The organism is Paraburkholderia sp. J41, assembly GCF_905220235.1.
Lineage (GTDB): Bacteria > Pseudomonadota > Gammaproteobacteria > Burkholderiales > Burkholderiaceae > Paraburkholderia.
Genome location: NZ_CAJMZE010000004.1, coordinates 38,301 through 61,451, shown reverse-complemented (window position 1 = coordinate 61,451; position 23,151 = coordinate 38,301). Strand labels below are relative to the sequence as shown.

Genomic DNA, 23,151 nt, shown 5'->3' with positions numbered 1-23,151 from the left:
ATGCTTGACACACCCCTGAGCTTCGCGCGAAGCCGTCTGCAAACCTTCACGAACGCGGGCGTAGGAAAAATTCGCTTTCGCCGCGCGATCCGGCAGATTCAGTGCGAATGGCTCGGCACGTCCGCGCCCCGGCAACCGACGAGAAAATCGAAATCGCAGCCTTCGTCGGCTTGCAGCACGTGGTCGACATAGAGCTTGCGATAGCCGCTTTGATCGGCGGGAATCGCCTGTTGCGCCGCTTGCCACGCGTCGAGGCGCGCGCGGATTTCGTCGTCGCCGATATCGAGATGCAGCGTGCCGCCCGCGCAATCGAGTTCGATCCAGTCGCCGTCGCGCACGATCGCCAGCGGGCCGCCCGCGCGCGCCTCGGGCGCGACGTGCAGCACCACCGTGCCGTACGCCGTGCCGCTCATGCGCGCGTCCGAAATGCGCACCATGTCGGTCACGCCTTCGCGCAGCAGCTTGGGCGGCAAACCCATGTTGCCGACTTCGGCCATGCCCGGATAACCCTTCGGCCCGCAGTTCTTCATCACGAGCACGGAGTCGGCGGTCACGTCCAGATCGGGGTCGCCGATGCGCGCCTTGTAGTCGTCGAAATTCTCGAATACCACGGCGCGGCCGCGATGCTTGAGCAGTGCCGGCGTGGCCGCGGACGGTTTCAGCACCGCGCCGTTGGGCGCGAGATTGCCGCGCAGCACGCACAGCGCGCCGTCCGCGACGAGCGGCGCGTCGAGCGGGCGAATCACCTGCGCGTCGTGAATGGGCGCCTCGCGCACGTTCTCCCAAAGCGTCTTGCCGTTGACGGTGAGCGCGTCGGGATGCGGCAGCAGATTCGCTTCGCCAAGGCGCCGCAGCACGGCCGGCAAGCCGCCCGCGTAATAGAACTCCTCCATCAGAAAACGGCCTGAAGGCTGCAAGTCGACGAGCGTGGGCGTGCCGCGCCCGATGCGCGTCCAGTCGTCGAGTTCGAGCGGCACGCCCATGCGCCCCGCGATCGCCTTCAAATGGATCGCTGCGTTGGTCGAGCCGCCTATCGCCGCATTGGTGCGAATCGCGTTTTCGAACGCCGCGCGCGTGAGGATCTTCGAGAGCTTCACGTCGTCGAGCGCCATTTCCACGATGCGCATGCCCGACAGGTGCGCGAGCACGTAGCGGCGCGCATCCACGGCCGGAATGGCGGCGTTGTGCGGCAGCGAAACGCCCAGCGACTCGGCCATGCACGCCATGGTCGAGGCCGTGCCCATGGTGTTGCACGTTCCCGCCGAACGCGACATGCCCGCTTCCGCCGACATGAATTCGTGGATCGAAATCTTGCCCGCCTTCACCTGCTCGCTCAGTTGCCATACCACGGTGCCCGAGCCGATGTCGCGGCCTTCGTGCTTGCCGTTGAGCATCGGGCCGCCCGTCACGACGATGGCGGGCACGTCGCAGCTTGCCGCGCCCATCAGCAACGCGGGCGTGGTCTTGTCGCAGCCCACGAGCAGCACCACGGCATCGACAGGATTGCCTCGTATGGATTCCTCAACATCCATCGAAGCGAGGTTGCGCGTGAACATGGCCGTGGGCCGCAGGTTCGACTCGCCGTTGGAAAACACGGGAAATTCGACCGGAAACCCGCCCGCCTCGAACACGCCGCGCTTCACATGGTCGGCGAGCTTGCGGAAATGCGCGTTGCACGGCGTGAGTTCCGACCACGTATTGCAGATGCCGATGATCGGCTTGCCCGCGAATTCGTGATCGGGAATGCCCTGATTCTTCATCCAGCTTCGGTACATGAAGCCGTTCTTGTCCGTGGTGCCAAACCACGCTGCCGAGCGAAGCCTCTTGCGGGTGTTCATGGCGTTTGCCCACTTAGTGAGAAAGACTAATAAATAGCATGACTATTAACACCGCAATGATCGGGAAAACGCTAATCGATGCGGCGCGAACGCTTGCATATAGTTTGGCTATTGAAGTCAGCAGGCACCGGTTCGACGCGTACGGAGAGGTACGACGCGAACCCGAGGATGGCGCGAATTCTCGTGATACTGTCCGGCCGTGATGGACGCGAGTCTAGCGCCGTGAATTAAAGAAATACAACGCGCATAGCGACATCGGAGACACGCATGAAACTGTCAACTCGCATGGTAGGCGGGCTCGCCGCCGCCGCGGCCGCATTTTCCCTGGCCGCGGGCGTCGCACACGCCGACGACAAGCAAATCACCCTCGGCTTCGCCCAAGTGGGCGCGGAAAGCGCCTGGCGCACGGCCAATACGGTGTCCGTGAAATCGGCGGCCAAGGACGCCGGCATCAACCTCAAGTTCTCGGACGCGCAGCAAAAGCAGGAGAACCAGATCAAGGCGATCCGCTCGTACATCGCGCAGCGCGTGGACGTGATCGCGTTCTCGCCGGTGGTGGAATCGGGCTGGGAACCGGTGCTTCAGGAAGCAAAGCGCGCGAAAATTCCCGTGATTCTCACCGACCGCAATATCGACGTAAAAGACAAGTCGCTTTACGTGACGATGATCGGCTCCGACTTTCTCGAAGAAGGCCGCCGCGCGGGCAAATGGCTCGAAGATCACTACAAGAACAACCCCGGCCCCATCAACATCGTCGAGCTGCAAGGCACCGTGGGCTCCGCACCCGCCAACGACCGCCACGGCGGCCTGATGGAAGTGATCAAGAACGATCCGAAGTTCAAGATCATCGCGTCGCAAAGCGGCGACTTCACGCTCGCGGGCGGCAAGCAGGTGATGGAAGCCTTCGCCAAGACGTACGGCAACAAGATCAACGTGGTCTACGCGCATAACGACGACATGGCGCTCGGCGCGATCCAGGCCATGGAGGAAGCGGGCATGAAGCCGGGCAAGGACGTGAGCGTGGTGTCGTTCGACGCCACCAAGGGCGGCTTCGAGGCGATGATCGCGGGCAAGATGAACGTGGACGTGGAATGCAGCCCGCTGCTCGGGCCGCAGCTCATGACCGCGGTGAAGGACGTGGTCGCGGGCAAGCCGTTGCCCAAGCGCATCGTGACCAACGAGACTGTGTTCCCGATGGACGTGGCGGCGCAAACGCTGCCGTCGCGCAAGTACTAGGTTCGTTTCGCTCCCGGCCGCGCACTGTTGCGCATTCCTTACGACTGACGGGAATGCGGGCGGTGCGCTACTTTCACGGTTGCTCATGAGCGCTGCTCCCTTACTCGAAACCGTTGGTTTGTGCCGAACCTTTCCCGGCGTGCGCGCGCTCGACCGGGTCGATTTTCGTCTGTTCCCCGGCGAAGTGCATACGCTGATGGGCCAGAACGGCGCGGGCAAATCGACGCTCATCAACGTGCTCACCGGCGTGCATGCGCCCGAGGCGGGCGAGATCCGCCTCGCGGGCGAAGCCGTGCAATTCTCGACGCCGCAAGACGCCGAAGCGGCCGGCATTCAAACGCTCTATCAGGAAGTCAATCTCTGCCCGAACCTTTCGGTGGCCGAGAATATTTTCGCGGGCCGCCAGCCGCGAAAGCGCGGCCTGATCGACTGGAAAACGATTCATCGCCGCGCCGAAGAAGCGCTCGCGCAGCTCAATCTTTCGCTCGACGTCACGCAGTCGCTGGACACCTACCCGATCGCGATGCAGCAGATGGTGGCGATCGCGCGCGCCGTGTCCGTGGACGCGCGCATCCTCATTCTCGACGAGCCCACCTCCAGTCTCGACGAAGGCGAAGTCGCGCGCCTCTTCGACGTGCTGCGCAAGCTCAAGGCTTCGGGTATCGCGATCCTGTTCGTCACGCACTTTCTCGAGCAAACCTATGCGATCTCCGACCGCATCACGGTCATGCGCAACGGCGAGCGCGAAGGCGAATACCTTGCCGCCGAACTGCCCGTGCAAACGCTCGTGGCGAAGATGGTCGGCTTGCAGAACGCGGGCGAGCGTTTCGAGCAACCCGACGCGGCACGGCATTGCGCAGACGTTTCGGATGCCGAACCATTTTTAAGCGCGCAAGGCGTGGCGCGGCGCGGCGTGCTCAATCCGCTCGATCTCGACGTGCGGCCCGGCCAGATTCTCGGTCTCGCGGGCTTGCTCGGCTCGGGCCGCACGGAAACGGCGCGTTTGCTGTTCGGCGCGGATCGTGCCGACGAAGGCGCGCTGCGCATCAACGGCAGGACCGTGAAGCTCGCCTCGCCGCGCGACGCCGTGCGGCACGGCATGGCTTATTGCCCCGAGGACCGCAAGAAGGAAGGCATCGTCGCGGAGCTTTCCATACGCGAGAACATCGTGCTGGCGTTGCAGGCGCAGCTTGGCTGGTGGCGCATGATCCGGCGCGCGCGCCAGCGCGAACTCGCGAACGAGTACATCGGGCAACTGGGCATCAAGGCGCGCGACGCCGAACAACCCATTGGCCTGCTCTCGGGCGGCAATCAGCAGAAAGTGCTGCTCGCGCGCTGGCTGGCGACCCAACCGCGCCTTCTGATACTCGACGAACCCACGCGCGGCATCGACGTGGCGGCGAAGTTCGAGATCATGGACCGCGTGCGCGCGCTCTGCGCGAAGGGGCTCGGCATTCTGTTCATTTCGTCGGAGATCAGCGAGGTGGTGCGCGTGAGCGACCGCATCGCCGTGCTGCGCGACCGGCGCAAGGTGGCCGAACTCAGCGGCGCGGCGCGCAGCGAGCACGAAGTCTACGACCTCATTGCCGGAGACCGCCGATGAACCGGCCCAACCTCAACGCGCTGCCCGCGTGGCTCGCGCTCGTCGTCCGGCATCCGCTCGTGTGGCCTGCGCTCACGCTCGTCGTGCTGTTCGCCGTGGACGTTGCGCATCGCACGAATTTTCTGTCGATCACGCTGCTCGGCGGCCATCTGTTCGGCGCGCCCATCGACATCCTGATGCGCGCCGCGCCGCTCGTGGTGGTGTCGCTCGGCATGACGCTCGTGATCGCCACGCGCGGCATCGACATTTCGGTGGGCGCCGTGGTCGCCATCGCGGGAGCCGCGGCCGCCACCGTGCTCGCCGACGATCCCTCGCGCGTGGGCCTCGCGTTCGGCGCGGCGCTCGCCGTGGGTCTGCTCGCGGGCGCGTGGAACGGCTTGCTGGTGGCGTTCGTCGGCATGCAGCCCATCATCGCCACGCTCATTCTGATGGTGGCCGGGCGCGGCGTGGCGCAATTGCTCACGGGCGGGCAAATCATTCCGATCGGCGCGCAAGGCTATCTGTTCGCGGGCGGCGGCTATTTCGCGCTCGTGCCCTGCGCCGTGTGGATCGCGCTCGCCGTCACGCTGCTCACCGCGCTCATCGTCAACCGCACGGCGCTCGGGCTTTTCATCCGCTCGATCGGCGTGAATCCGGTGGCCGCGCGGCTCGCGGGCTTGTCGTCGCAAGCGGTGGTGTTCGGCGCCTACGTGTTTTGCGGCGTGACGGCCGCCGTCGCGGGCATTCTCATCAGCTCGAACGTGCGCAGCGCCGACGGCAACAACGCGGGCCTCCTGCTCGAACTCGACGCGATTCTCGCGGTGACGCTCGGCGGCACCTCGCTGCTCGGCGGGCGCTTCAGCCTTGCGGGCACGGTGCTCGGCGCGCTCATCATCCAGACGCTCACCTACACCACGTACTCGATCGGCGTGCCGCCCGAGGCCACGCTTGTCGTGAAGGCGGTGGTCGTGCTGCTCGTGTGCCTGATCCAGTCGCCGGCCGCGCGCGCGTTCGCGTTCGCGCGGTTGAAGCGCCTCGCGCTCGCGCGCCGCGCGCGGGCTTAACCTCGTCAACGGGAATCGGGCATGACTGATCCTGCGCTTTCCTCTTCCGGCACGCTCGCCGCCTTGCGGCGAAGCTTCGCGCGTTTCGTCGATCCGCGCGTGCTGCCCATTGTCGTGACGATCGTGCTGTTCGCCGCGCTGTTCGGCTTCGGCTCCGTGATGTACCGCGGATTCTTCTCGCTTCAAGTGCTGTTCGGCCTGCTCGTCGACAACGCGTTCCTGCTGATCGTCGCCATCGGCATGACGTTCGTGATCATTTCCGGCGGCATCGACCTTTCGGTGGGCGCCGTGGTCGCGCTCACCACCATCCTGTGCGCGGTCGGCACGGAAAAACTGCACTGGCCCGTCTACGCGGTCGTGCCGCTCGTGCTGCTGTGCGGCGCGCTCTACGGCGCGGCAATGGGCGCATTGATCCACTTCTTCCGCTTGCAGCCTTTCATCATCACGCTCGCGGGCATGTTCCTCGCGCGCGGCACGTGCTTTCTCATCACCACCGAATCCATACAGATCAACGACGCGGGTTTTCACGCGCTCTCCGAATTCAACATTGCCGTGGGCAGCGGCTCGCTCACCACCGGCTCGCTCACGGCCGTCGCCATGCTGGCCGCGGGCATCGTGATCGCGCATTTCACGCGTTTCGGCCGCAACGTCTATGCGATCGGCGGCAACGAGCGCTCCGCGCTGCTGATGGGCTTGCCGGTCGCGCGCACGAAGATCGGCGTGTATGCGCTTTCCGGATTCTGCTCGGCGCTCGGCGGCGTGGTGTTCACGCTCTACGTGCTGTCGGGCTACGGTTTGCAGGCGCAAGGCATGGAACTCGACGCGATCGCCGCCACCGTGATCGGCGGCACGCTGCTCACGGGCGGCGTGGGCTACGTGATCGGTTCGGTGTTCGGCGTGGGCATACTCGGCACGATCCAGACGCTCATCACTTTCGACGGCACGCTCAGTTCGTGGTGGACGCGCATCGTGATCGGCGCGCTGCTCTGCGCGTTCTGTCTCATGCAGCGCGCCACCGAGCGCCACGCGGCGCGGCGCAAATCCACGGGCACCGGACGCGGCGCGCCGCGCGCGCAGCGCATGCCGCGCAGCGCCGCCGCGCCCATCGACGAAACGAAGCTCGCCTCGCCGCCGCCCGGCATGCACGAAGCAAAAGGCGCGTAGACAACTGTAAGGCGCAGCGACGGTAAGGCCCCGCGACGACGCACCCGCCGGCTTGCGGCCTGAATGAACGGCACCCCAAACAGTAAGGCCGTTGTCATCGCCGCAACAACGGGAAGAAAGCGGCGGATTCGTTACGGGTATACATGGATTAGGAGCCCTGAACACCCTGCACTAAGATTTTTGCGGTACCGCTCAGGCGCCAGGTGTTCGCTCGCTCGCCCTTCACCGGTACTGTCCACTATCTGCACAACGCGGCACCCACGCTTCGATGTTCAAGCCGCACCCATCGACCACGAAGAGAAGACCGGAGGAAGACATGGCGCAGGATCGGGATGACGCAAAAGACAACAAGAGCTTGATCGACACAGGCCGGCGCGGCCTCATGCAGGGCGCGGGTCTAGGCGCCGCGCTCTCGCTGCTGGGCAGCGTGGGCGGCGGCGGGCTGATTTCGCAGGCGCAGGCGGCCGAAGCCGCGTTCCCCGCGCACAAGAAGTGGAAGATCGTGTTCGTGAACCACGTCACCACGAATCCGTTCTTCGTGCCCACGCAATACGGCATTCAGGACGCCTGCTCGCTGTTCGGCATGGACTATCAGTGGACCGGCTCGGCCACTTCCGACGCGGGCGAGATGGTGCGCGCCGTGAACGCCGCGATTGCCGCGAAAGCCGACGCCATCGCCGTGCCGATCGTCGATCCCACCGCGTTCGACAAGCCCATTCAGGCCGCGCTGGACGCGGGCATTCCCGTGTTCGCCTACAACGCCGACGCGCCGCGCGGCAAGACCAGCCCGCGCCTCGCCTATATCGGCCAGGACCTGTATCTATCGGGCTATCAGATGGGCGAGCGCATCGTGAGCCTGATCGACAGCGGCATGGTGGCGCTTTTCATCGCCACGCCGGGCCAGCTCAACATCCAGCCGCGCCTCGACGGCGCGAGCGACGCCATCAAGAAGTCGGGCAAGAAAATCGACATTCAAACCGTGGCCACGGGCGCGACCGTCAACGAAGAACTTTCGAAGATCAAGTCGTTCTATCTGGGCCATCAGGATCTGAAGGGCATGTTCGCCGTGGACGCGGGCAGCACGCAGGGCGTCGCGCAGGTGATGAAGGAATCGAACCTGCCTTCCAAGGGCGTGCATGGCGGCGGCTTCGACCTGTTGCCGCAAACGATCCAGCTCATTCACGAGGGCTTCCTGGACTTCACCATCGACCAGCAGCCCTACGTGCAGGGCTTTTATACCGTGGTGGAGGCGTTCACCTTCCTCGCCTCGGGCGGTCTGGTCGGGCCGGCCAACATCAACACGGGTCTGAAGTTCGTGACGAAGGACACGGTCGAGCCGTATCTGAACACGTCCACGCGTTACGAGGGCAAGACCACCAAGCCGCAGATCGTGCCGATGAAAGGCGCGATCAAGTCCTGAGCACCGCTAACTAACCAGGCTTCACCAACCCGCTTCACCAACCGGGCGTCATGAACACAGTGAACGAAACCAGCAAGGCAGAGGTTGCCGCGCGGGCCAGGCGCCCGCGCGGGCAATGGCTTTCCGCGTGGGCGCCCGAGTTGCGCATTCTGCTCGTGGCGGTGCTGCTCGCCGCCTACTTCGAGATTCTCAATCACGACTTCCTGCTCACCAGCGCGAGCCTCGTCAATCTCTCGCAGTTCATCGCGCCGGTGGCGATCATTGCGTTCGGCGAAATCATGCTGATGATCGGCGGCGACATCGACCTTTCGGCGGGCATGGTGTTCGCGTTCGCGCCGTTCATGATGGTGTTCGCGAACGACGCCGGCGCGCCGATGTGGCTCGCCGTGATCGCCGGGCTCGTGGCCGCCGCCGTGATCGGCTTCGTGAACGGCGCGGTGACGGTGTGGCTGCGGCTGCCCTCGTTCGTCACCACGCTCGGCACGCTCTTTCTCATCAACGGCATCACGCTCACGGTCTCGCGCGGCACGCCGGCCGCCACGCCCGGCTCGCCCGAATTCGCGGCCGTGATGGGCGCGTGGGGTTACAGCGAGATCGTCTGGACCGTGGCGCTCGCCGCCGTCATGCACGTCTTGCTGCGCGACACGCGCTGGGGCCTGCATACGCAGGCGGCGGGCGCCAATCCGCTCGGCGCGAGCGAGGCGGGCATACACGTGAACCGGCTGCGGCTCGGCAATTTCGTGCTTGCCGCCGTGCTCGCGGGCCTCACCGGCATACTCGAAGGTTTTCGCATCACCTCGATCGACCCGCAGGCGGGCGGCAACCAGATCATGTTCCTCGCGGTGGCGGCGGCCGTGATCGGCGGCACGCCGCTCACGGGCGGCTCGGGCACCATCGTGGGCGGACTGATCGGCGCGGCGGTGCTCGGCATTCTCAACGACGGCTTCACGCTCATCGGCATCAACGCGTTCACCTTCAACATCATCCTGGGCGCCGCCATTCTCGCCGCGATGGTTTTCAACATTCACGTGGGGCGCATTCGCCGCCGGGGGAGCCGCTGATGGACGAATCGCAAGCTTCTTCCGCGGGCGCCGCCACCGCCGCCGACGCGCCGCTCGCGCTGCGCGGCGAGAATCTCGTCAAGCGCTTCGGCGCGGTCACGGCGCTCGACGGCGTGTCGCTCACGCTCGGGCGCGGCGAAATTCTCGGCATTCTCGGCGACAACGGCGCGGGCAAATCGACGCTCGTGAAAATCCTCACGGGCTTTCATCAGCAGACGAGCGGCACGCTGAGCATCGACGGCGAGCCGACGCTGCTCAAATCCGTCGATCACGCGCGCGCGCTCGGCATCGAATGCGTTTATCAGGATCTCGCGCTCGCCAACTCGCTGTCGATCTACCACAACATGTTTCTGAACCGCGAGATCGTGCGGCGCGGGCCGCTGCGCATGCTGGTCGACCACCGGCAGATGCGCGAGCGCGCGGCGCAACTGCTCGAGGACATCGGCGTCCACGTGCCTTCCGTGGACTTGCCCGTCGAGCGGCTTTCCGGCGGCCAGCGCCAGGCCATCGCGGTGGCGCGCGCGGTGCATTCGAACGCGAAAATCCTCCTGCTCGACGAACCGCTCGCGGCCATGGGCGCGCGCGAAGCGGGCCTCATCATCGACCTCGTGATGCGGTTGAAGGAAAAGGGCGGGCTATCCATTATCATGATCATGCACAACTATGCGCAGACGCTCGATATCGCGGATCGCATCATGTTGATGCAGCGTGGCCGCGTGACCTACGAGCAGCGCAGCGCCAACACTTCGGTGGCGGAGCTCATGGACATCGTGCGGCGGGAATATCGGGCGATGCGCGCCGCCGGCGCAAACTAGCGTTTGCGGCCGGGCGCGCCCGAACAACCGGAGCGCCGCGTTTTCGCGAGGCGTCTCCCAGCCGGATCATCATGGATTACCGCAATCTAGAGAAACGCAAGAGCATGCACGCGCGCATCGTGCAGGAGCTTGGCATGCGGATCGTGGGCGGATCGCTCGCGCCCGGCCAGCGCCTGCCGCCCGAGCCCACGCTGTGCGAGACCTACGGCGTGAGCCGCCCGGTGCTGCGCGAAGCCACGCGCGTGCTCGTGGCCAAGGGACTCGTGGTGTCGAAGCCGCGCGTGGGCAGCGTCGTGCGAGCGCGCGAGGACTGGCACATGCTCGACCCCGACGTGCTGTTCTGGACCGTCAACAGCCTGCCCGAAGGCGAATTCTTCCGCTCGCTCATGACGGTGCGCCAGATCATCGAGCCGGCCGCCGCCGCGCTCGCCGCGATTGCCGCCACCGACGAGGACATCGCCCGCATCGGCGCCGCGTACTCGCGCATGGAAGAAGCGAAAACCGCGCAGGCGCTGCTCGAACCCGACCTCGAATTCCACCGCGCGATCATGGGGGCCACCCACAACGACATGCTCGCGTATATCGGCAACATGCTCTCGCTCGCGCTTTCCGAGTCGATCAAGCTCACGAGCCGGCACCCGAACACGCACGCGCTTTCGCTGCCGCGCCACAAGGCGATCTTCACGGCCATCGCGCATCGCGACGCGCTGGCCGCGCGCCAGGCGAGCGTGGTGCAACTCGACAACGCGAAGGCGGACGCGAATTCCATTCTGGGCGGCGCGGCGCTGGAAACGTAAAAAACGCGCGGCAAGCGCGAACCGGCTTGCCGCGCGCACACCCTCACACCGCCCGCTTGCTTCTTCGAAACTGGTCGAACAGCACCGCCAGCAGCAGAATGCCGCCGCGAATCAGGTACTGATAGAACGTGGGCACGTTCATGAGGCTCATGGCGTCCTGCACGGCGCCCATGATGAGCACGCCCACCAGCACGCCGGAGATGGTCGCCACGCCGCCCGTGAGCGACACGCCGCCCAGCACGCACGCCGAAATCACGCCCAGTTCGAGACCGACCGAGGTTTTCGGATCGCCAAGACTCATGCGCGAGGCGAGCATCACGCCCGCAAAGCCCGTGATGAGCCCTTGCAGCACGAACACCGTGATCTTGATGCGCGTGACCGGCAGGCCCGCGAGCCGCGCCGCCTCGCTGTTGCCGCCCACCGCCAGCACGTTCTTGCCGAACACGGTTTTCTTGAGCAGGAAGCCGAACACGACGAAGCCGACGATGTTGCTCCAGATCGGGTACGAAATGCCGAGGAACGAGCCGCCGCCCAGATCGAAGAAGCGTTCTTCCGAGATCATCACGGCGTCGCCGTTCGAAGTGAGGAACGCGAGTCCGCGCACGCCTTCCATCATCGCGAGCGTGGCGATCAGCGAGTTGATCTTGAAGCGCGCGATCAGCACGCCGTTCACGAGCCCGACCGCCCCGCCCGCGAGCACGCCCGCGCCGATGCCGAGCAGCACGCTATGCGACTGCGTGATGACGGTGGACGCCACCACGCCCGAAAACGCCACGATCGAGGCGACCGAAAGGTCGACTTCGCCGAGCGCGAGCACGAACATCATCGTCACGGCAATCGAGCCGATCAGCGTGACCGAGAGCAGCAGGCCCTGAATGTTGCGGGTCGTGAGGAAGTCGGGCACCGTTGCGGAAAGCACCGCGAACAGCACCACGAACACCACCACGATGCCCGACTTGTTGATCATGTCCCACGCGCGCGCTCGCTGGGGCGTCATGGGCGCGGCGGCTTCGTTCACGGTAGGCGTGCCTGGTGGTTGCATGGGCTGCATGGCTTCACTCATCTCTGGTTCGTCGTTACGGATCGGCCGCTTCGCTCGCGCGAACGCGGCCGCACAACACAAAAGGGCGTCAGCGCGGCAGCGCCATCTTGATCAACTGGTCGGGCGAGGCTTCGGCTTTCGGCACGCTGCCCGCAATGCGCCCCTCGCGCATCACGACGATGCGGTCCGATACGCCGATCACTTCGGCCAGATCGCTCGACACCATGATGACGGTCTTGCCCGCCTCGGCCAGTTCGTACAGCAGGTTGTAGATTTCGGCGCGCGCGCCCACGTCGATGCCGCGCGTGGGTTCGTCCATCAGAAACACCTCGATGCGTTCCGCGAGCCAGCGCGACAGGATCACCTTCTGCTGATTGCCGCCCGAAAGCGTGCCGATGGCCGTCTCGCCGTTGCGCGTCTTGATCGCGAGTTTCCTGATGTAGTCCTGCGCGAGAGCGCGCTCGCGCCGCGCGTCCAGCAGAAAGCGCGCGGGGCTGAAATGGCGGCGCGCGCTGATGTTGAGGTTGTCGGCCACCGAGGCGATCGCGACGATGCCTTCCTGCTTGCGATCTTCGGGGCACAGCGCCACGCCCGCGCGCACCGCGTCGCGCGGGCTGGCGAAATTCACGCGCTTGCCGTCGAGTTCGACGTGACCCGCGCTCGCGCGCGTCGCGCCGTAAATCAGCTTCATCAACTCGGAGCGCCCCGCGCCCACGAGCCCGAAAAAGCCCACGATCTCGCCGCGCCGCGCCGAAAACGACACCGGTTCCGCGAGCCCCGGCCCGAGCAGGCCCTTCGCTTCGAGCAGCACCTCGCCCGCTTCGCGCGCACGATAGCCGTACACGTCCTCGATCGAGCGCCCGACCATCGCGGCGATCAGGCGGTTGCGGTCGAGGTCCGCGACGGAGTCGAAGGTTTCGATGCGCTTGCCGTCGCGAAACACCGTCACGCGGTCGCAGAGCGCATCGACTTCGTCCATGCGGTGCGTGACGTAGACGATCGCGCGGCCGTCGGCCCGCAGCGCGTCGATGATGCGAAAGAGGTTTTCGGTTTCGCGCGCGGACAGCGAACTGGTGGGTTCGTCGAAGGCGATCACGCGCGCGTCGCGCATCAGCGCCTTGCCGATTTCGATCATCTGGCGCTGGCCGATCGACAGATTCTTCACCGGCGTGCGCGGGTCGATGCGTTCGCCGAGGCGCTTCAACTCGTCCATCGCGCTCCGCACGAGCGTGGACTCGTCGAGCACGCCGAAGCGATTGGGCAACTGCCCGAGCATCAGGTTTTCCGCCACCGTCAGCTCGGGCACGAGATGCAGCTCCTGATAGATGATGGCGATGCCCGCTTCCAGCGCCGCCTTGGTGGTCGCGAAGCGATGCTCCGCGCCATCGAGCCTGAGCGTGCCTTCCTGCGGCTGGTTCACGCCCGAGAGCACCTTGAGCAGCGTGGACTTGCCCGCGCCGTTCTCGCCCATCAGGCCGTGTACCTCGCCCGCGCGCACGTCGAGCGAAACGCGGTCGAGCGCGCGCACGCCCGGAAAACTCACGGTAATGCCGTCGAGTTCCAGATACGCGCGCGTCCCCTGTCGTGCCTGCCCATCCGCGCTCGTGTTCGCGTGCGCCGCGGCGTGCGCATCGGTGTGCGCCGTGTGCCGCGCGTTCGCCTGCATCGTCGTTTCAGTCATTGCATCCCTGCCCTTTGCCTCGCGTCGAACCGATCAGCGATCCTTAAATACCCAGCTCGCTGCGCACGGCGGTCCAGTTGTCGCGCGTCATCAGCTTGCCCGTGGTTTGCGTGTCGGCGGGCGGCTGCTTGCCGTTGCGAATCCAGTCGACGAGATTCTCGGCGCTGTCCTTGCCGTGGTTCGTCGAGCTGACGGCGATGGTGCCGTAGAAGCCCGTGGGCTGCTTCTTCTGGAATTCGGCGAACGCCTCGCCCGCGCCGTTGATGCCCACGCCGATCACGTCGGCCGAAGGAATGTGCAGTTGCTCGGTCGCGCGCACGGCGCCCAGCACGCTTTCCTCGTTGAGCGCGAACACCACCCACTTCTTGATGTTCGGATGCTGCGCGAGCACGGGCGAAGCCGCGTTGAAGCCGCCTTCGTCGTCGGTGGTCTTTTGCGGCGCGTCGAAGATGTTTTCCTTCTTGAAGCCGCCCGCGAGCAGCGACTGCGTGGCGCCGTCGGTGCGTAGTTTGGCCGTGGGCAGTTCGTAGTCCGTAATACGCAGCGCGCCCACTTCCTCCGGCTTCCAGCCGCGGCGCTTCATTTCGTCGCTGATCGCCTGGCCGACCTGATTGCCGATCTTGAACGCCGACATGCCGAGGTGCGGCACGTTGCCGAGCGGCTTGCCCGAGGAATCCACGAGCTGGTCGTCCACGGTCACGAACTTCATGTTGTAGCGCTTCGCGCGCGCCTGAATGGCCGGTCCGAGGCGCACGTCGGGCGCGCAGATCACGAAGCCCTGCGCGCCTTGCGCGCCCAGATTGTCGATGGCGGCGAGCACCTTCTCGCCGTCCGGCGTGCCGATGTTCACCACCGAGAAGTTCTCCTTCTGGCCGAGCGCCGTCGCGGCCTTCTGCTCGTTGATGAACCATGCCTGTTCCGGCATTTTCACGAGGAAGCCGATCTTCACGGGCGAGTCGGCGTGCGCCGCCACGTTCATGCCGAGCGGGGCGATGCACATCGCCGCGAACGCGGCGCGAAGGGTCAGGCGGCGAATCTTGCTGGTCATGCTCTGGTCTCCTCAGTGGTGTGGGTGTTGCTGGGTTGATGCGTTGCCGGACGTGGGCCTAGCGCCCGAAAGCCTCGACTTGCACGTGCCGGCCGAGAAAAAACGCGTCGGCGACAAGGCGCAGCGGGCGCACGTCCACGTCGTCGGTGCCGTGCGCGATCAGCCAGTGGAAGCGCTCGTAAAGCGCCGCGTATTCGCGCTCGGCGCCAAGCGTCACCGGTTCGCCCGCAATGCTCAGCTTCTTGCCGCCTTCGGCGAGCGCGAGCAGGCCGTCCGTGGTTTCCACGTCGATCTCCCATTGCTCGACCGGGCCGTGCCGCCAGTCGAATTCGGCGCGCACGGGCACGCCGTCGGTGTCGATGCAATCGAGTTCGGCCGCGATGGGCGTCGCGCAATCGGCCGGCACGTGCAGCGTCGCGCCTTGCAGCAGCACTTCGCGCGGCAGGATGCGCGTGACGATGGAAAGCGCGTTGATGCCCGGATCGAACACGCCCAGGCCGCCCGGCTCCCAGATCCATTGCTGGCCGGGATGCCAGCGGCGCACGTCCTCTTTCCAGCGCACATGCACGGCGCGAATGGTGCGTTCGGCGAGCCACGCGCGCGCGGGCTCGACGGCGCTCGCGCAGCGCGAATGCCACGTCGCGAACAAGGTGCGGCCGCGCTGCTGCGCGAGTTCGCGCAGCGCTTCCACTTCGCTCAGGCTCGCGCCCGGCGGCTTTTCGAGCATCACGTGCTTGCCCGCTTCGAGCGCGGCGCGCGCCTGCGCGTAGCGCACCTGCGGCGGCGCGCACAGCGACACGGCGTCGAGGTCCGATTCGGCCGCGAGCAGGCTGTCGATGTCCTTGTAATTGCGCACGTGATCCACCTGCGCGTTGCGGCTCGCGCTCGCCACGAGTTCGAAACCGGGATTGGCCGCGATGGCCGGCAGATGCTGGTCGCGCGCGATCTTGCCCACGCCGGCGATACCCAATGTATAGGATGCGTTCATGTGGTTTCTCCCCGGACGGTTCACTTGCCCCAGCGCAGCACGAGCGGATCGAGACGGCGCGCGATGCCGATCAGTTCGGCGCGCGTGTCGGGGTGCATCGCGGGCAACGGATGGCGCGGCTTCTCGCACGCGATCACGCCGCCTTCCTGCATCAGCGCCTTGCACGCGAGCAAGCCGGCCTGGCGATTCTCGTGATTGATGAGCGGCAGCCATTGCTGATAGCGCGCGAAGGCCTCGTCGGCGCGGCCTTCGCGATGCGCTTCGATGATCGGGCGAATGCCGTCGGGAAAACCGCCGCCCGTCATGGAGCCGGTCGCGCCCGCGTTGAGATCGGCGAGCAGCGTGATGCCTTCCTCGCCGTCCCACGGACCTTCGGCGGCGTCGCCCGCGAGGCGGATCAACTCGCGCAGCTTGTTCGCCGCGCCCGGCGTTTCGATCTTGAAGTACGAGACCTGTTCGATTTCGCGCGCCATGCGGGCGAGCAACGCGGCGCAAAGCACCGTGCCGCTCGCGGGCGCGTCCTGGATCATGATGGGAATGCCGATGGCGTCCGACACGCGCGCATAAAACTCGTAGATGGCCGGCTCCGGCACGCGGAACGTTGCGCCGTGATAAGGCGGCATCAGCATGACCATGGCCGCGCCCTGCTCCTGCGCACGCTTGCTGCGCGCGGCGGCCACCTGCGTGCCGTAATGCGTGGTGGTCACGATCACGGGCACGCGGCCCGCCACGTGTTCGAGCACGGTGCGCGTGATGACTTCGCGTTCGTCGTCGGTGAGCGAGAACTGCTCGGAGAAGTTCGCGAGAATGCACAGGCCGTCCGAGCCCGCGTCGATCATGAAGTCGACGGCGCGCTTCTGGCTGGCGAGGTCGAGTTCGCCGGTCTCGGTGAAGGTGGTGGGCACCACCGGGAAAATGCCCCGATAGCGGGGCGTGCTGCTCGTCGTCATGTCGTCAGTCCTGCTTCGAAAAGGTTGAGGCCCGGCCTTGGTCGTGCGTCCTTGCTCAGCGTGCTTCGCCCGCGAGGTCGCCCTGCGCATCAGCCGCATGCGCCACGTTCGCCGCATGCGCCACGTCCGCCGTATCCGTCGCATCAGCCGTATCCGCCGCGTCCGTCGCGCGCGGCGGTGTGCGCAAGGCCGCGCGCACCGCGAACGTCACGAGCGCCGCGAACACGAGCGTGGCCGCGAGAAAGTCGAGACCGGCTGCGAGGCTGCCCGTCGCGTCCTTGATGATCCCGATGCCGTACGGGCCGAGATAGCCGCCGAGGTTCGCGAGCGAGTTGATCGTCGCGATGCCCACGGCCGCGCTCGCGCCCGTGAGGAATTCGCCGGGCAGCGCCCAGACCACCGCCTGGATCGAGTAAATCGAGAATGCGGTGAGGCAGATGAACAGCAATTGCAGCGCCGGCGCGTGGACCCATGCGCTCGCGGCCATCGTCAGCGCACCCAGCGCGGAAACCACGACGATGTGGCCGTAACGCTCGCGATGCTTGTCCGAATGGCGCGGCACGATCAGCAGGCCCGCGACCGCGAACAGATACGGCACCGCGGAAAGCAGGCCCGCCGTGGCATCGCTCACGCCGAACGCCTTGATAATGGTAGGCAACCAGAGCGACAAACCATAGATGCACAGCGGAAACGGCAGAAATAGCAGCGCGAGCAGCAGCACGCGCCGATCCTTGAGCGCGCCGAACGGATGCCGATGCGCGTCGAGCCGGTAAGCGCGCCGGTCGCTCGCGAGTTCGCGTTCGATCCAGCGGCGCTCGGTTTCGCCAAGCCACTTCGCGTGCGCGGGTGTTTCGGGCAACAGGCGCAGCGTGGGCAGGCACAGCAGCACGGCGGGCAGCCCGCTCGCCACGAACAGCGTCTGCCAGTTCGAGAGGCCGAACACGCCGCGCGTTTCCAGCAGCGCGCCCGCGATCGGGCCGGTCACGATGCCCGCGACCGGCTGCGCGAGCACGAGCAGGCCGATCACGCGCGCGCGATGGCGCAGGGGAAACCAGTGCGTGAGGAAATACAGAATGCCGGGATACAGCCCGGCTTCGGCCGCGCCCAGCAAAAAGCGCAGGACGTAGAAGCTCCTCGGGCCGCTCACGAACGCCGTCGCCATGGTGATCGCGCCCCACGTGAACAGGATGCGCGCGAACCACACGCGTGCGCCGAAGCGCGAAAGCGCGAGATTGGATGGCACTTCGCAAAGAAAATAGCCGACGAAGAAAAGGCCCGCGCCCAGCCCGTAGGCGGCGTCCGAAAGCCCGATGGCCGCGTTCATGTGCAGCTTCGCGAAACCGACCACGGTGCGGTCCACATACGCGACCACGTAGATCAGCGCAAGAAACGGCACGAGCCGGCGCGCGAGATGGCCGACGATGCGCGCTTCCTCGCCGGCCTCGCCGGCCTCGCCGGCTTCGCTGCGGCCCGGCGATGCGTCGCGAGCCGGCGCTTGCGGGTTCGTCATCGTGTCTCGTCTCCTGTTTATTTTTTGCCGAAGCGCCACGTCCCGTGCTCCGGCCTGCGTCGCTTCAGTGCGAATGCCTCGGCACCGCCGCGCCGCGCTTGCCCACGAGAAAGTCGAGGTCGCAGCCTTCGTCGGCTTGCAATACGTGATCGACATACAGCCGCGCGTAGCCACCCTTGCCGCGTTGCTCGGCCACGCCCGGCGCCGCGGCCGGATCGACGTCGCTCAAACGGCGCTTGAGTTCGTCCTCGCCGATGTCGAGATGCAAGCGGCCGCTCGCGCAGTCCAGCTCGATCCAGTCGCCGTTGCGCACTGCCGCGAGCGGGCCGCCCGCCGCCGCCTCGGGCGCGACGTGCAGCACCACCGTGCCGTACGCCGTGCCGCTCATGCGCGCGTCCGAAATGCGCACCATGTCCTTCACGCCCTGGCGCAGCAGCTTGGGCGGCAAGCCCATGTTGCCCACTTCGGCCATGCCGGGATAGCCGCGCGGGCCGCAGTTCTTCATCACGAGGATCGAGTCCTTGTCGACGTCGAGCGCTTCGTCGTTGATGGTGGCCTTGTAGTGGTCGAAGTTCTCGAACACCACGGCGCGGCCGCGATGCTTGAGCAGTTCGGGCGTGGCCGCGGACGGTTTGAGCACCGCGCCGCGCGGCGCGAGATTGCCGCGCAGGATGCAGATGCCGCCGTCCGCGATCAGCGGATTGTCGATCCGGCGAATCACTTCGTCGTTGTAGTTCGGCGCTTCGCGCACGTTGTCCCAGATCGACTTGCCGTTGACGGTGAGCGCGTTCGGGTGCGGCAGCAGATTCGCTTCGCCAAGGCGCCGCAGCACCGCCGGCAAGCCGCCCGCGTAGTAGAACTCTTCCATCAGGAAGCGGCCCGACGGCTGCAAGTCGACGAGCGTGGGCGTGCCGCGGCCAATGCGCTGCCAGTCCTCGAGTTCGAGCGGCACGCCGATGCGCCCCGCGATCGCCTTCAAATGGATCACGGCGTTGGTCGAACCGCCAATGGCCGCGTTGGTGCGAATGGCGTTTTCGAACGCCTCGCGCGTGAGGATCTTCGAGAGCGTCAGGTCCTCCAGCGCCATCTGCACGATGCGCATGCCCGACATGTGCGCGAGCACGTAGCGGCGCGCGTCCACGGCCGGAATGGCCGCGTTGTGCGGCAGCGAAACGCCCAGCGACTCGGCCATGCACGCCATCGTCGAGGCGGTGCCCATGGTGTTGCACGTTCCCGCCGAACGCGACATGCCCGCCTCGGCCGAAAGAAAATGATGCAGGTCGATCTCGCCCGCCTTCAGCGACTCATGCAGTTGCCAGACCGCCGTGCCCGAGCCGATGTCGCGGCCTTCGAGCTTGCCGTTGAGCATCGGGCCGCCGGTCACGACGATGGCGGGCACGTCCACGCTCGCCGCGCCCATCAACAATGCGGGCGTGGTCTTGTCGCAGCCGCACAGCAGCACGACGGCGTCGATCGGATTGCCGCGAATCGCTTCTTCCACGTCCATCGAGGCGAGATTGCGCGTGAGCATCGCCGAGGGACGCAGGTTCGATTCGCCGTTGGAAAACACCGGAAACTCGACGGGAAAGCCGCCCGCTTCATAGATGCCGCGCTTCACGTGCTCCGCGAGCTTACGAAAATGCGCGTTGCACGGCGTGAGTTCCGACCAGGTGTTGCAGATGCCGATGATCGGCCGGCCGTCGAATTCGTGATCGGGAATGCCCTGATTCTTCATCCAGCTTCGGTACATGAAGCCGTTCTTGTCCGTGGTGCCGAACCACTGTTGCGAGCGCAGTTTGGGTTTGATTGCCGACATCGTGTCCGTTCTGGGAGAGCGAGAGTTCGGGCACAGTCTAGGGACATCTCTGATAACCTTCTAATGAAAAAATGGATGCTTCCAATATCGAAATCGGCATTGGTATAAACGCTTAGAACTATTTGGGAAATGATGCTCGAGACAAGCCCCCGGTACGTGCGCACACGGCTGAAAACGCGGCAGTTGCTGCTGGTGGCCGCGCTGGCGGAAGAAGGCAACATTCATCGCGCGGCGGCGGCGCTCAACATGACGCAGCCCGCCGCGTCGAAGCTGTTGCGCGAACTCGAAGAGATGCTGGGCGCGGTGCTGTTCGAGCGCATGCCGCGCGGCATGCGGCCCACGCTGTACGGCGACGCGCTGATCCGCCACGCGCGCGCCGTGCTCGGCAGTCTCGATCAGGCGCAGGAAGAACTCACGGCGCTCAAGGCCGGGCGGCTCGGCCACGTGGGCGTGGGCGCGATCACTTCGCCGGGCGTGCGCGTGCTGCCCGCCGCCGTGGCGGCGCTCAAGCGCACGCATGCGAACCTGCGCGTGAGCGTGGAGATCGACGCGAGCAACGTGCTGCTCGAACATCTCGCGCAAGACAAGCTCGACATCGTGCTGGGCCGGCTTTCCGCCGAACACGACAAGCTTCAGTTGAGCTACGCGCCGCTCGCGGGCGAGCCCGTGTGCGCCGTGGTGCGGCCCGGCCACCCGATGCTCGCCGACGCCAAAACCGCCGCCGGAACCATCGCGCTCGCCGACGTCGCGCGCGCCACCTGGGTCGTGCCGCCCGTGGGCAGCGTGCTGCGCCATCGCTTCGAGCTGATGTTCCAGCGCGCGAGCCTCGCGCCGCCCTCGAACGTGGTGGAAACGCCCGCGCTACTCTTCATCACGCGCGTGCTGGAGCAAAGCGACATGATCGCGGTGCTCACCGAGGACGTGGCGCGCTATTACGCGGCGCACGGCATGGTGGCGATCCTGCCGGTGCCGATGGATTGCCAGATGGACGACTTCGGCATCATCACGCGCGCGGACCGTTTGCTCACGCCCGCCGCGAGCGCGATGATCGCCGCGCTGCGCGAGGTGAGCGCGCAAATCTACGGCGGGCAGCGCGAGACCGTCGCGGCGGCGTCGGCGGCGGCGCGATAATCGCAGCCGTCTACACGATATCTTCACGGCGACGACGACCGCCGCCACAGCGAAACCGGGCAGCGCCATCGCATCGAATGGTGACGGGCCGGTGAACGGCGGGCAACAGCGCCGCAAAATTCCCGCGAAAACGCGGGTTTTCCGCACTCAACGAATCGCTTTTTCCGCCGTAAACATAATCATGGAGCACGGCGGCGAGTTCCAGACGACTTGCGGATGCGCCGCCGCGCGCCATACCCTGTCCCTCATTGCAGGGACCACGCAGAGTCGAACTTGAGCGCCGGAAAGCGTGCTTTCCGGCGCATTTTTCTTTTGCCGCGCAAAGGGTGTGGCCGCGCTTTTCGAGCGCTCATGAAAAACGCGGGAGCCGGCATCGTGCCGCGCTCCCGCGCCTGGGTTTCGCTTTAGTGCGCTTTCATGCGCCTTCGTGCGCTTTCATGCGCTTTGGTGCGCTCGCGCGCGGCTCAGGTTCGTTGCGCGCGCAATCGTCGCCGCGACGCACCTGGCGCGACGATCAGCTCATATGCAGGCCGCCGTTGAGCGAGAAGTCGGCGCCGGTGGAGAAACCGGCTTCGTCCGAAGCCAGCCACGCGACGATGGAGGCAATCTCGTACGGCTCGCCCAAACGCCGCACCGGAATGCTGTCGACGATCTTCGAGAGCACTTCGGGCTTCACGGCCTTCACCATGTCCGTGCCGATATACCCCGGCGACACCGTGTTGACGGTCACGCCCTTGGTGGCCACTTCCTGTGCGAGCGCCATCGTGAAGCCGTGAATGCCGGCCTTGGCGGTGGAGTAATTCGTCTGACCAAACTGCCCCTTCTGCCCGTTCACCGACGAAATATTGATCACGCGCCCCCAGCCGCGCTCGATCATGCCGTCGATCACCTGCTTGGTGACGTTGAAGAGACTCGTGAGATTGGTGTCGATCACGGCCGTCCAGTCTTCGTGCGTCATCTTGCGGAACACGACGTCGCGCGTGATGCCCGCGTTGTTGACCAGCACGTCGATCTCGCCGACTTCCTTCTTGACCTTCTCGAACGCGGCCGCCGTGGAATCCCAGTCCGCGACGTTGCCTTCCGACGCGATGAATTCGTGGCCGAGCGCTTTCTGCTCGTCGAGCCAGCGCGCGCGGCGCTGCGAGTTCGGGCCGCAGCCCGCGACCACGGTAAAGCCGTCTTTGCAAAGACGCTGGCAGATTGCCGTTCCGATGCCGCCCATGCCGCCGGTCACGTAAGCAATACGCTTTGCCATAAATCCTCCTGTTTGCTTGGAAGGGGTAGGGAGATGCGGGACTCTGGAGGATGAGTCAGTTTGACGACCGCCAACAGGCGCAGCGATGGGGATTAACCCTTAACGTTTTGCGGCTGCTGGAACGTGGGAGCGTAGCAGCGGGCCGGAAATGGCACAAGGCGACCGCACCCATCGTGCATAGGCAAGATGCCCGCATCGGCAAGTAGTTGGCATAACTCAATAAATCGTCGAACAAGACCATGCCGCCTGCATGACGCGAGGCTTTCACCCGGCTGCGAATCGAACGCGCGAAGCAAGCTGAGAGAAAGCCGCGCGGCAGCAATCCCGGCTGAGGTCGGGCCAAAAAAGAAACGGCCCGCATCGCACGAAGCGGGCCGCTTTGCCGGTGTAATCCTGCGGACGATGCCGCGCGCCCGAACGCAACGAGCCGGGCGGTTCCTTTTTTCGGTCAGCCGACCGCGAGCCGGTCGCCGCCGAACGAATCGGGCAAGCCCGCGCCGAAGTCGAGCCGCCCTACCGCTTCGAGCAGCGAGCGTCCCGCCGTCGTGAGCGCGAGCTTGCGATGGCCTTCCTTCCATTGTTCGAGCGCGACGAGCTGGCGCTCGAACAGCGTGTCGAGTTCTTCGCGATTCATGTCGATCTGGTCCGGCGAATGACGGACCAGCATCAATGTGGCAAATTCATGGGGGCTTAGCACGTTGTCTCCCAGTAACTCGGAATGCCGCAACCAGGGGCTTGGGGCGCATATCCTGG

General features: G+C 65.8%; 19 protein-coding genes. 9 read left to right on the top strand and 10 right to left on the bottom strand.

The genetic code is table 11. The features are described from left to right. Positions 1-98: 98 nt before the first annotated feature. Entirely contained in the window at positions 99-1,838 is a 1,740-nt protein-coding gene (locus U5805_RS05355) for an IlvD/Edd family dehydratase (protein WP_322102410.1), read from the bottom strand. A 267-nt stretch (positions 1,839-2,105) separates the two neighbouring features. Between U5805_RS05355 and U5805_RS05350 the strand changes: the two genes are divergently transcribed. The 8 genes from U5805_RS05350 to U5805_RS05315 all read left to right on the top strand — a co-directional run bounded on the left by U5805_RS05350 (position 2,106) and on the right by U5805_RS05315 (position 10,977). Then, on the top strand, positions 2,106-3,074 hold the full coding sequence (locus tag U5805_RS05350) for an ABC transporter substrate-binding protein (protein ID WP_322102409.1): 969 nt from the start codon (positions 2,106-2,108) through the stop codon (positions 3,072-3,074). A gap of 85 nt (positions 3,075-3,159) precedes the next feature. After that, the gene (locus tag U5805_RS05345) at positions 3,160-4,677 is read left to right on the top strand and encodes a sugar ABC transporter ATP-binding protein (protein WP_322102408.1); all 1,518 of its coding nucleotides are present in this window, start codon (positions 3,160-3,162) and stop codon (positions 4,675-4,677) included. Continuing rightward, positions 4,674-5,720: an ABC transporter permease gene (locus U5805_RS05340; RefSeq protein ID WP_322102407.1), complete on the top strand. Its 1,047-nt coding sequence runs from the start codon at positions 4,674-4,676 to the stop codon at positions 5,718-5,720. Before U5805_RS05345 ends, U5805_RS05340 begins: the two co-directional genes overlap by 4 nt. 21 nt (positions 5,721-5,741) lie before the next feature. Continuing rightward, positions 5,742-6,884: a galactofuranose ABC transporter, permease protein YjfF gene (yjfF, locus tag U5805_RS05335; protein ID WP_322102406.1), complete on the top strand. Its 1,143-nt coding sequence runs from the start codon at positions 5,742-5,744 to the stop codon at positions 6,882-6,884. A 316-nt stretch (positions 6,885-7,200) separates the two neighbouring features. After that, positions 7,201-8,304, top strand: a complete 1,104-nt coding sequence (locus tag U5805_RS05330; protein WP_322102405.1) for a sugar ABC transporter substrate-binding protein — start codon at positions 7,201-7,203, stop codon at positions 8,302-8,304. A 50-nt stretch (positions 8,305-8,354) separates the two neighbouring features. Next, entirely contained in the window at positions 8,355-9,365 is a 1,011-nt protein-coding gene (locus U5805_RS05325) for an ABC transporter permease (protein WP_322102404.1), read from the top strand. Then, entirely contained in the window at positions 9,365-10,180 is an 816-nt protein-coding gene (locus U5805_RS05320; RefSeq protein ID WP_322102403.1) for an ATP-binding cassette domain-containing protein, read from the top strand. Before U5805_RS05325 ends, U5805_RS05320 begins: the two co-directional genes overlap by 1 nt. A gap of 71 nt (positions 10,181-10,251) precedes the next feature. After that, complete coding sequence (locus U5805_RS05315) at positions 10,252-10,977, top strand: FadR/GntR family transcriptional regulator (protein WP_322102402.1); 726 nt, start codon at positions 10,252-10,254, stop codon at positions 10,975-10,977. A 43-nt stretch (positions 10,978-11,020) separates the two neighbouring features. Here the strand turns inward: U5805_RS05315 and araH are convergent, their stop codons facing one another. From araH to U5805_RS05280, 7 genes are all read right to left on the bottom strand, one after another. Then, positions 11,021-12,040, bottom strand: a complete 1,020-nt coding sequence (gene araH, locus U5805_RS05310) for an L-arabinose ABC transporter permease AraH (RefSeq protein ID WP_322102401.1) — start codon at positions 12,038-12,040, stop codon at positions 11,021-11,023. Between the two features lie 67 nt (positions 12,041-12,107). Further along, positions 12,108-13,700 (bottom strand): L-arabinose ABC transporter ATP-binding protein AraG, encoded by a 1,593-nt coding sequence (gene araG, locus U5805_RS05305; RefSeq protein WP_322102400.1) that lies wholly within the window; start codon positions 13,698-13,700, stop codon positions 12,108-12,110. Positions 13,701-13,743: 43 nt separating this feature from the next. Further along, complete coding sequence (locus U5805_RS05300; protein ID WP_322102399.1) at positions 13,744-14,748, bottom strand: arabinose ABC transporter substrate-binding protein; 1,005 nt, start codon at positions 14,746-14,748, stop codon at positions 13,744-13,746. A 58-nt stretch (positions 14,749-14,806) separates the two neighbouring features. Next, positions 14,807-15,736: a Gfo/Idh/MocA family oxidoreductase gene (locus tag U5805_RS05295; RefSeq protein WP_322102398.1), complete on the bottom strand. Its 930-nt coding sequence runs from the start codon at positions 15,734-15,736 to the stop codon at positions 14,807-14,809. A gap of 20 nt (positions 15,737-15,756) precedes the next feature. Then, positions 15,757-16,686 carry a dihydrodipicolinate synthase family protein gene (locus tag U5805_RS05290; RefSeq protein WP_322102397.1) on the bottom strand — a complete coding sequence of 310 codons (930 nt, stop codon included), beginning with the start codon at positions 16,684-16,686 and terminating at the stop codon, positions 15,757-15,759. Positions 16,687-16,741: 55 nt separating this feature from the next. Continuing rightward, positions 16,742-18,196 (bottom strand): MFS transporter, encoded by a 1,455-nt coding sequence (locus U5805_RS05285; protein ID WP_415914539.1) that lies wholly within the window; start codon positions 18,194-18,196, stop codon positions 16,742-16,744. 64 nt (positions 18,197-18,260) lie between these two features. Then, positions 18,261-20,012, bottom strand: a complete 1,752-nt coding sequence (locus U5805_RS05280) for an IlvD/Edd family dehydratase (protein ID WP_322102396.1) — start codon at positions 20,010-20,012, stop codon at positions 18,261-18,263. Positions 20,013-20,144: 132 nt separating this feature from the next. Here U5805_RS05280 and U5805_RS05275 point away from each other — a divergent pair, with 132 nt between their 5' ends. After that, complete coding sequence (locus U5805_RS05275; protein ID WP_322102627.1) at positions 20,145-21,143, top strand: LysR substrate-binding domain-containing protein; 999 nt, start codon at positions 20,145-20,147, stop codon at positions 21,141-21,143. Between the two features lie 514 nt (positions 21,144-21,657). On the opposite strand, the gene U5805_RS05270 is transcribed toward U5805_RS05275, so the two are convergent. Then, on the bottom strand, positions 21,658-22,398 hold the full coding sequence (locus tag U5805_RS05270) for a 3-ketoacyl-ACP reductase (RefSeq protein WP_322102395.1): 741 nt from the start codon (positions 22,396-22,398) through the stop codon (positions 21,658-21,660). Between the two features lie 448 nt (positions 22,399-22,846). Beyond that, positions 22,847-23,095, bottom strand: coding sequence for a hypothetical protein (locus tag U5805_RS05265; protein WP_322102394.1), 249 nt, complete (start codon positions 23,093-23,095; stop codon positions 22,847-22,849). Positions 23,096-23,151 lie beyond the last annotated feature (56 nt).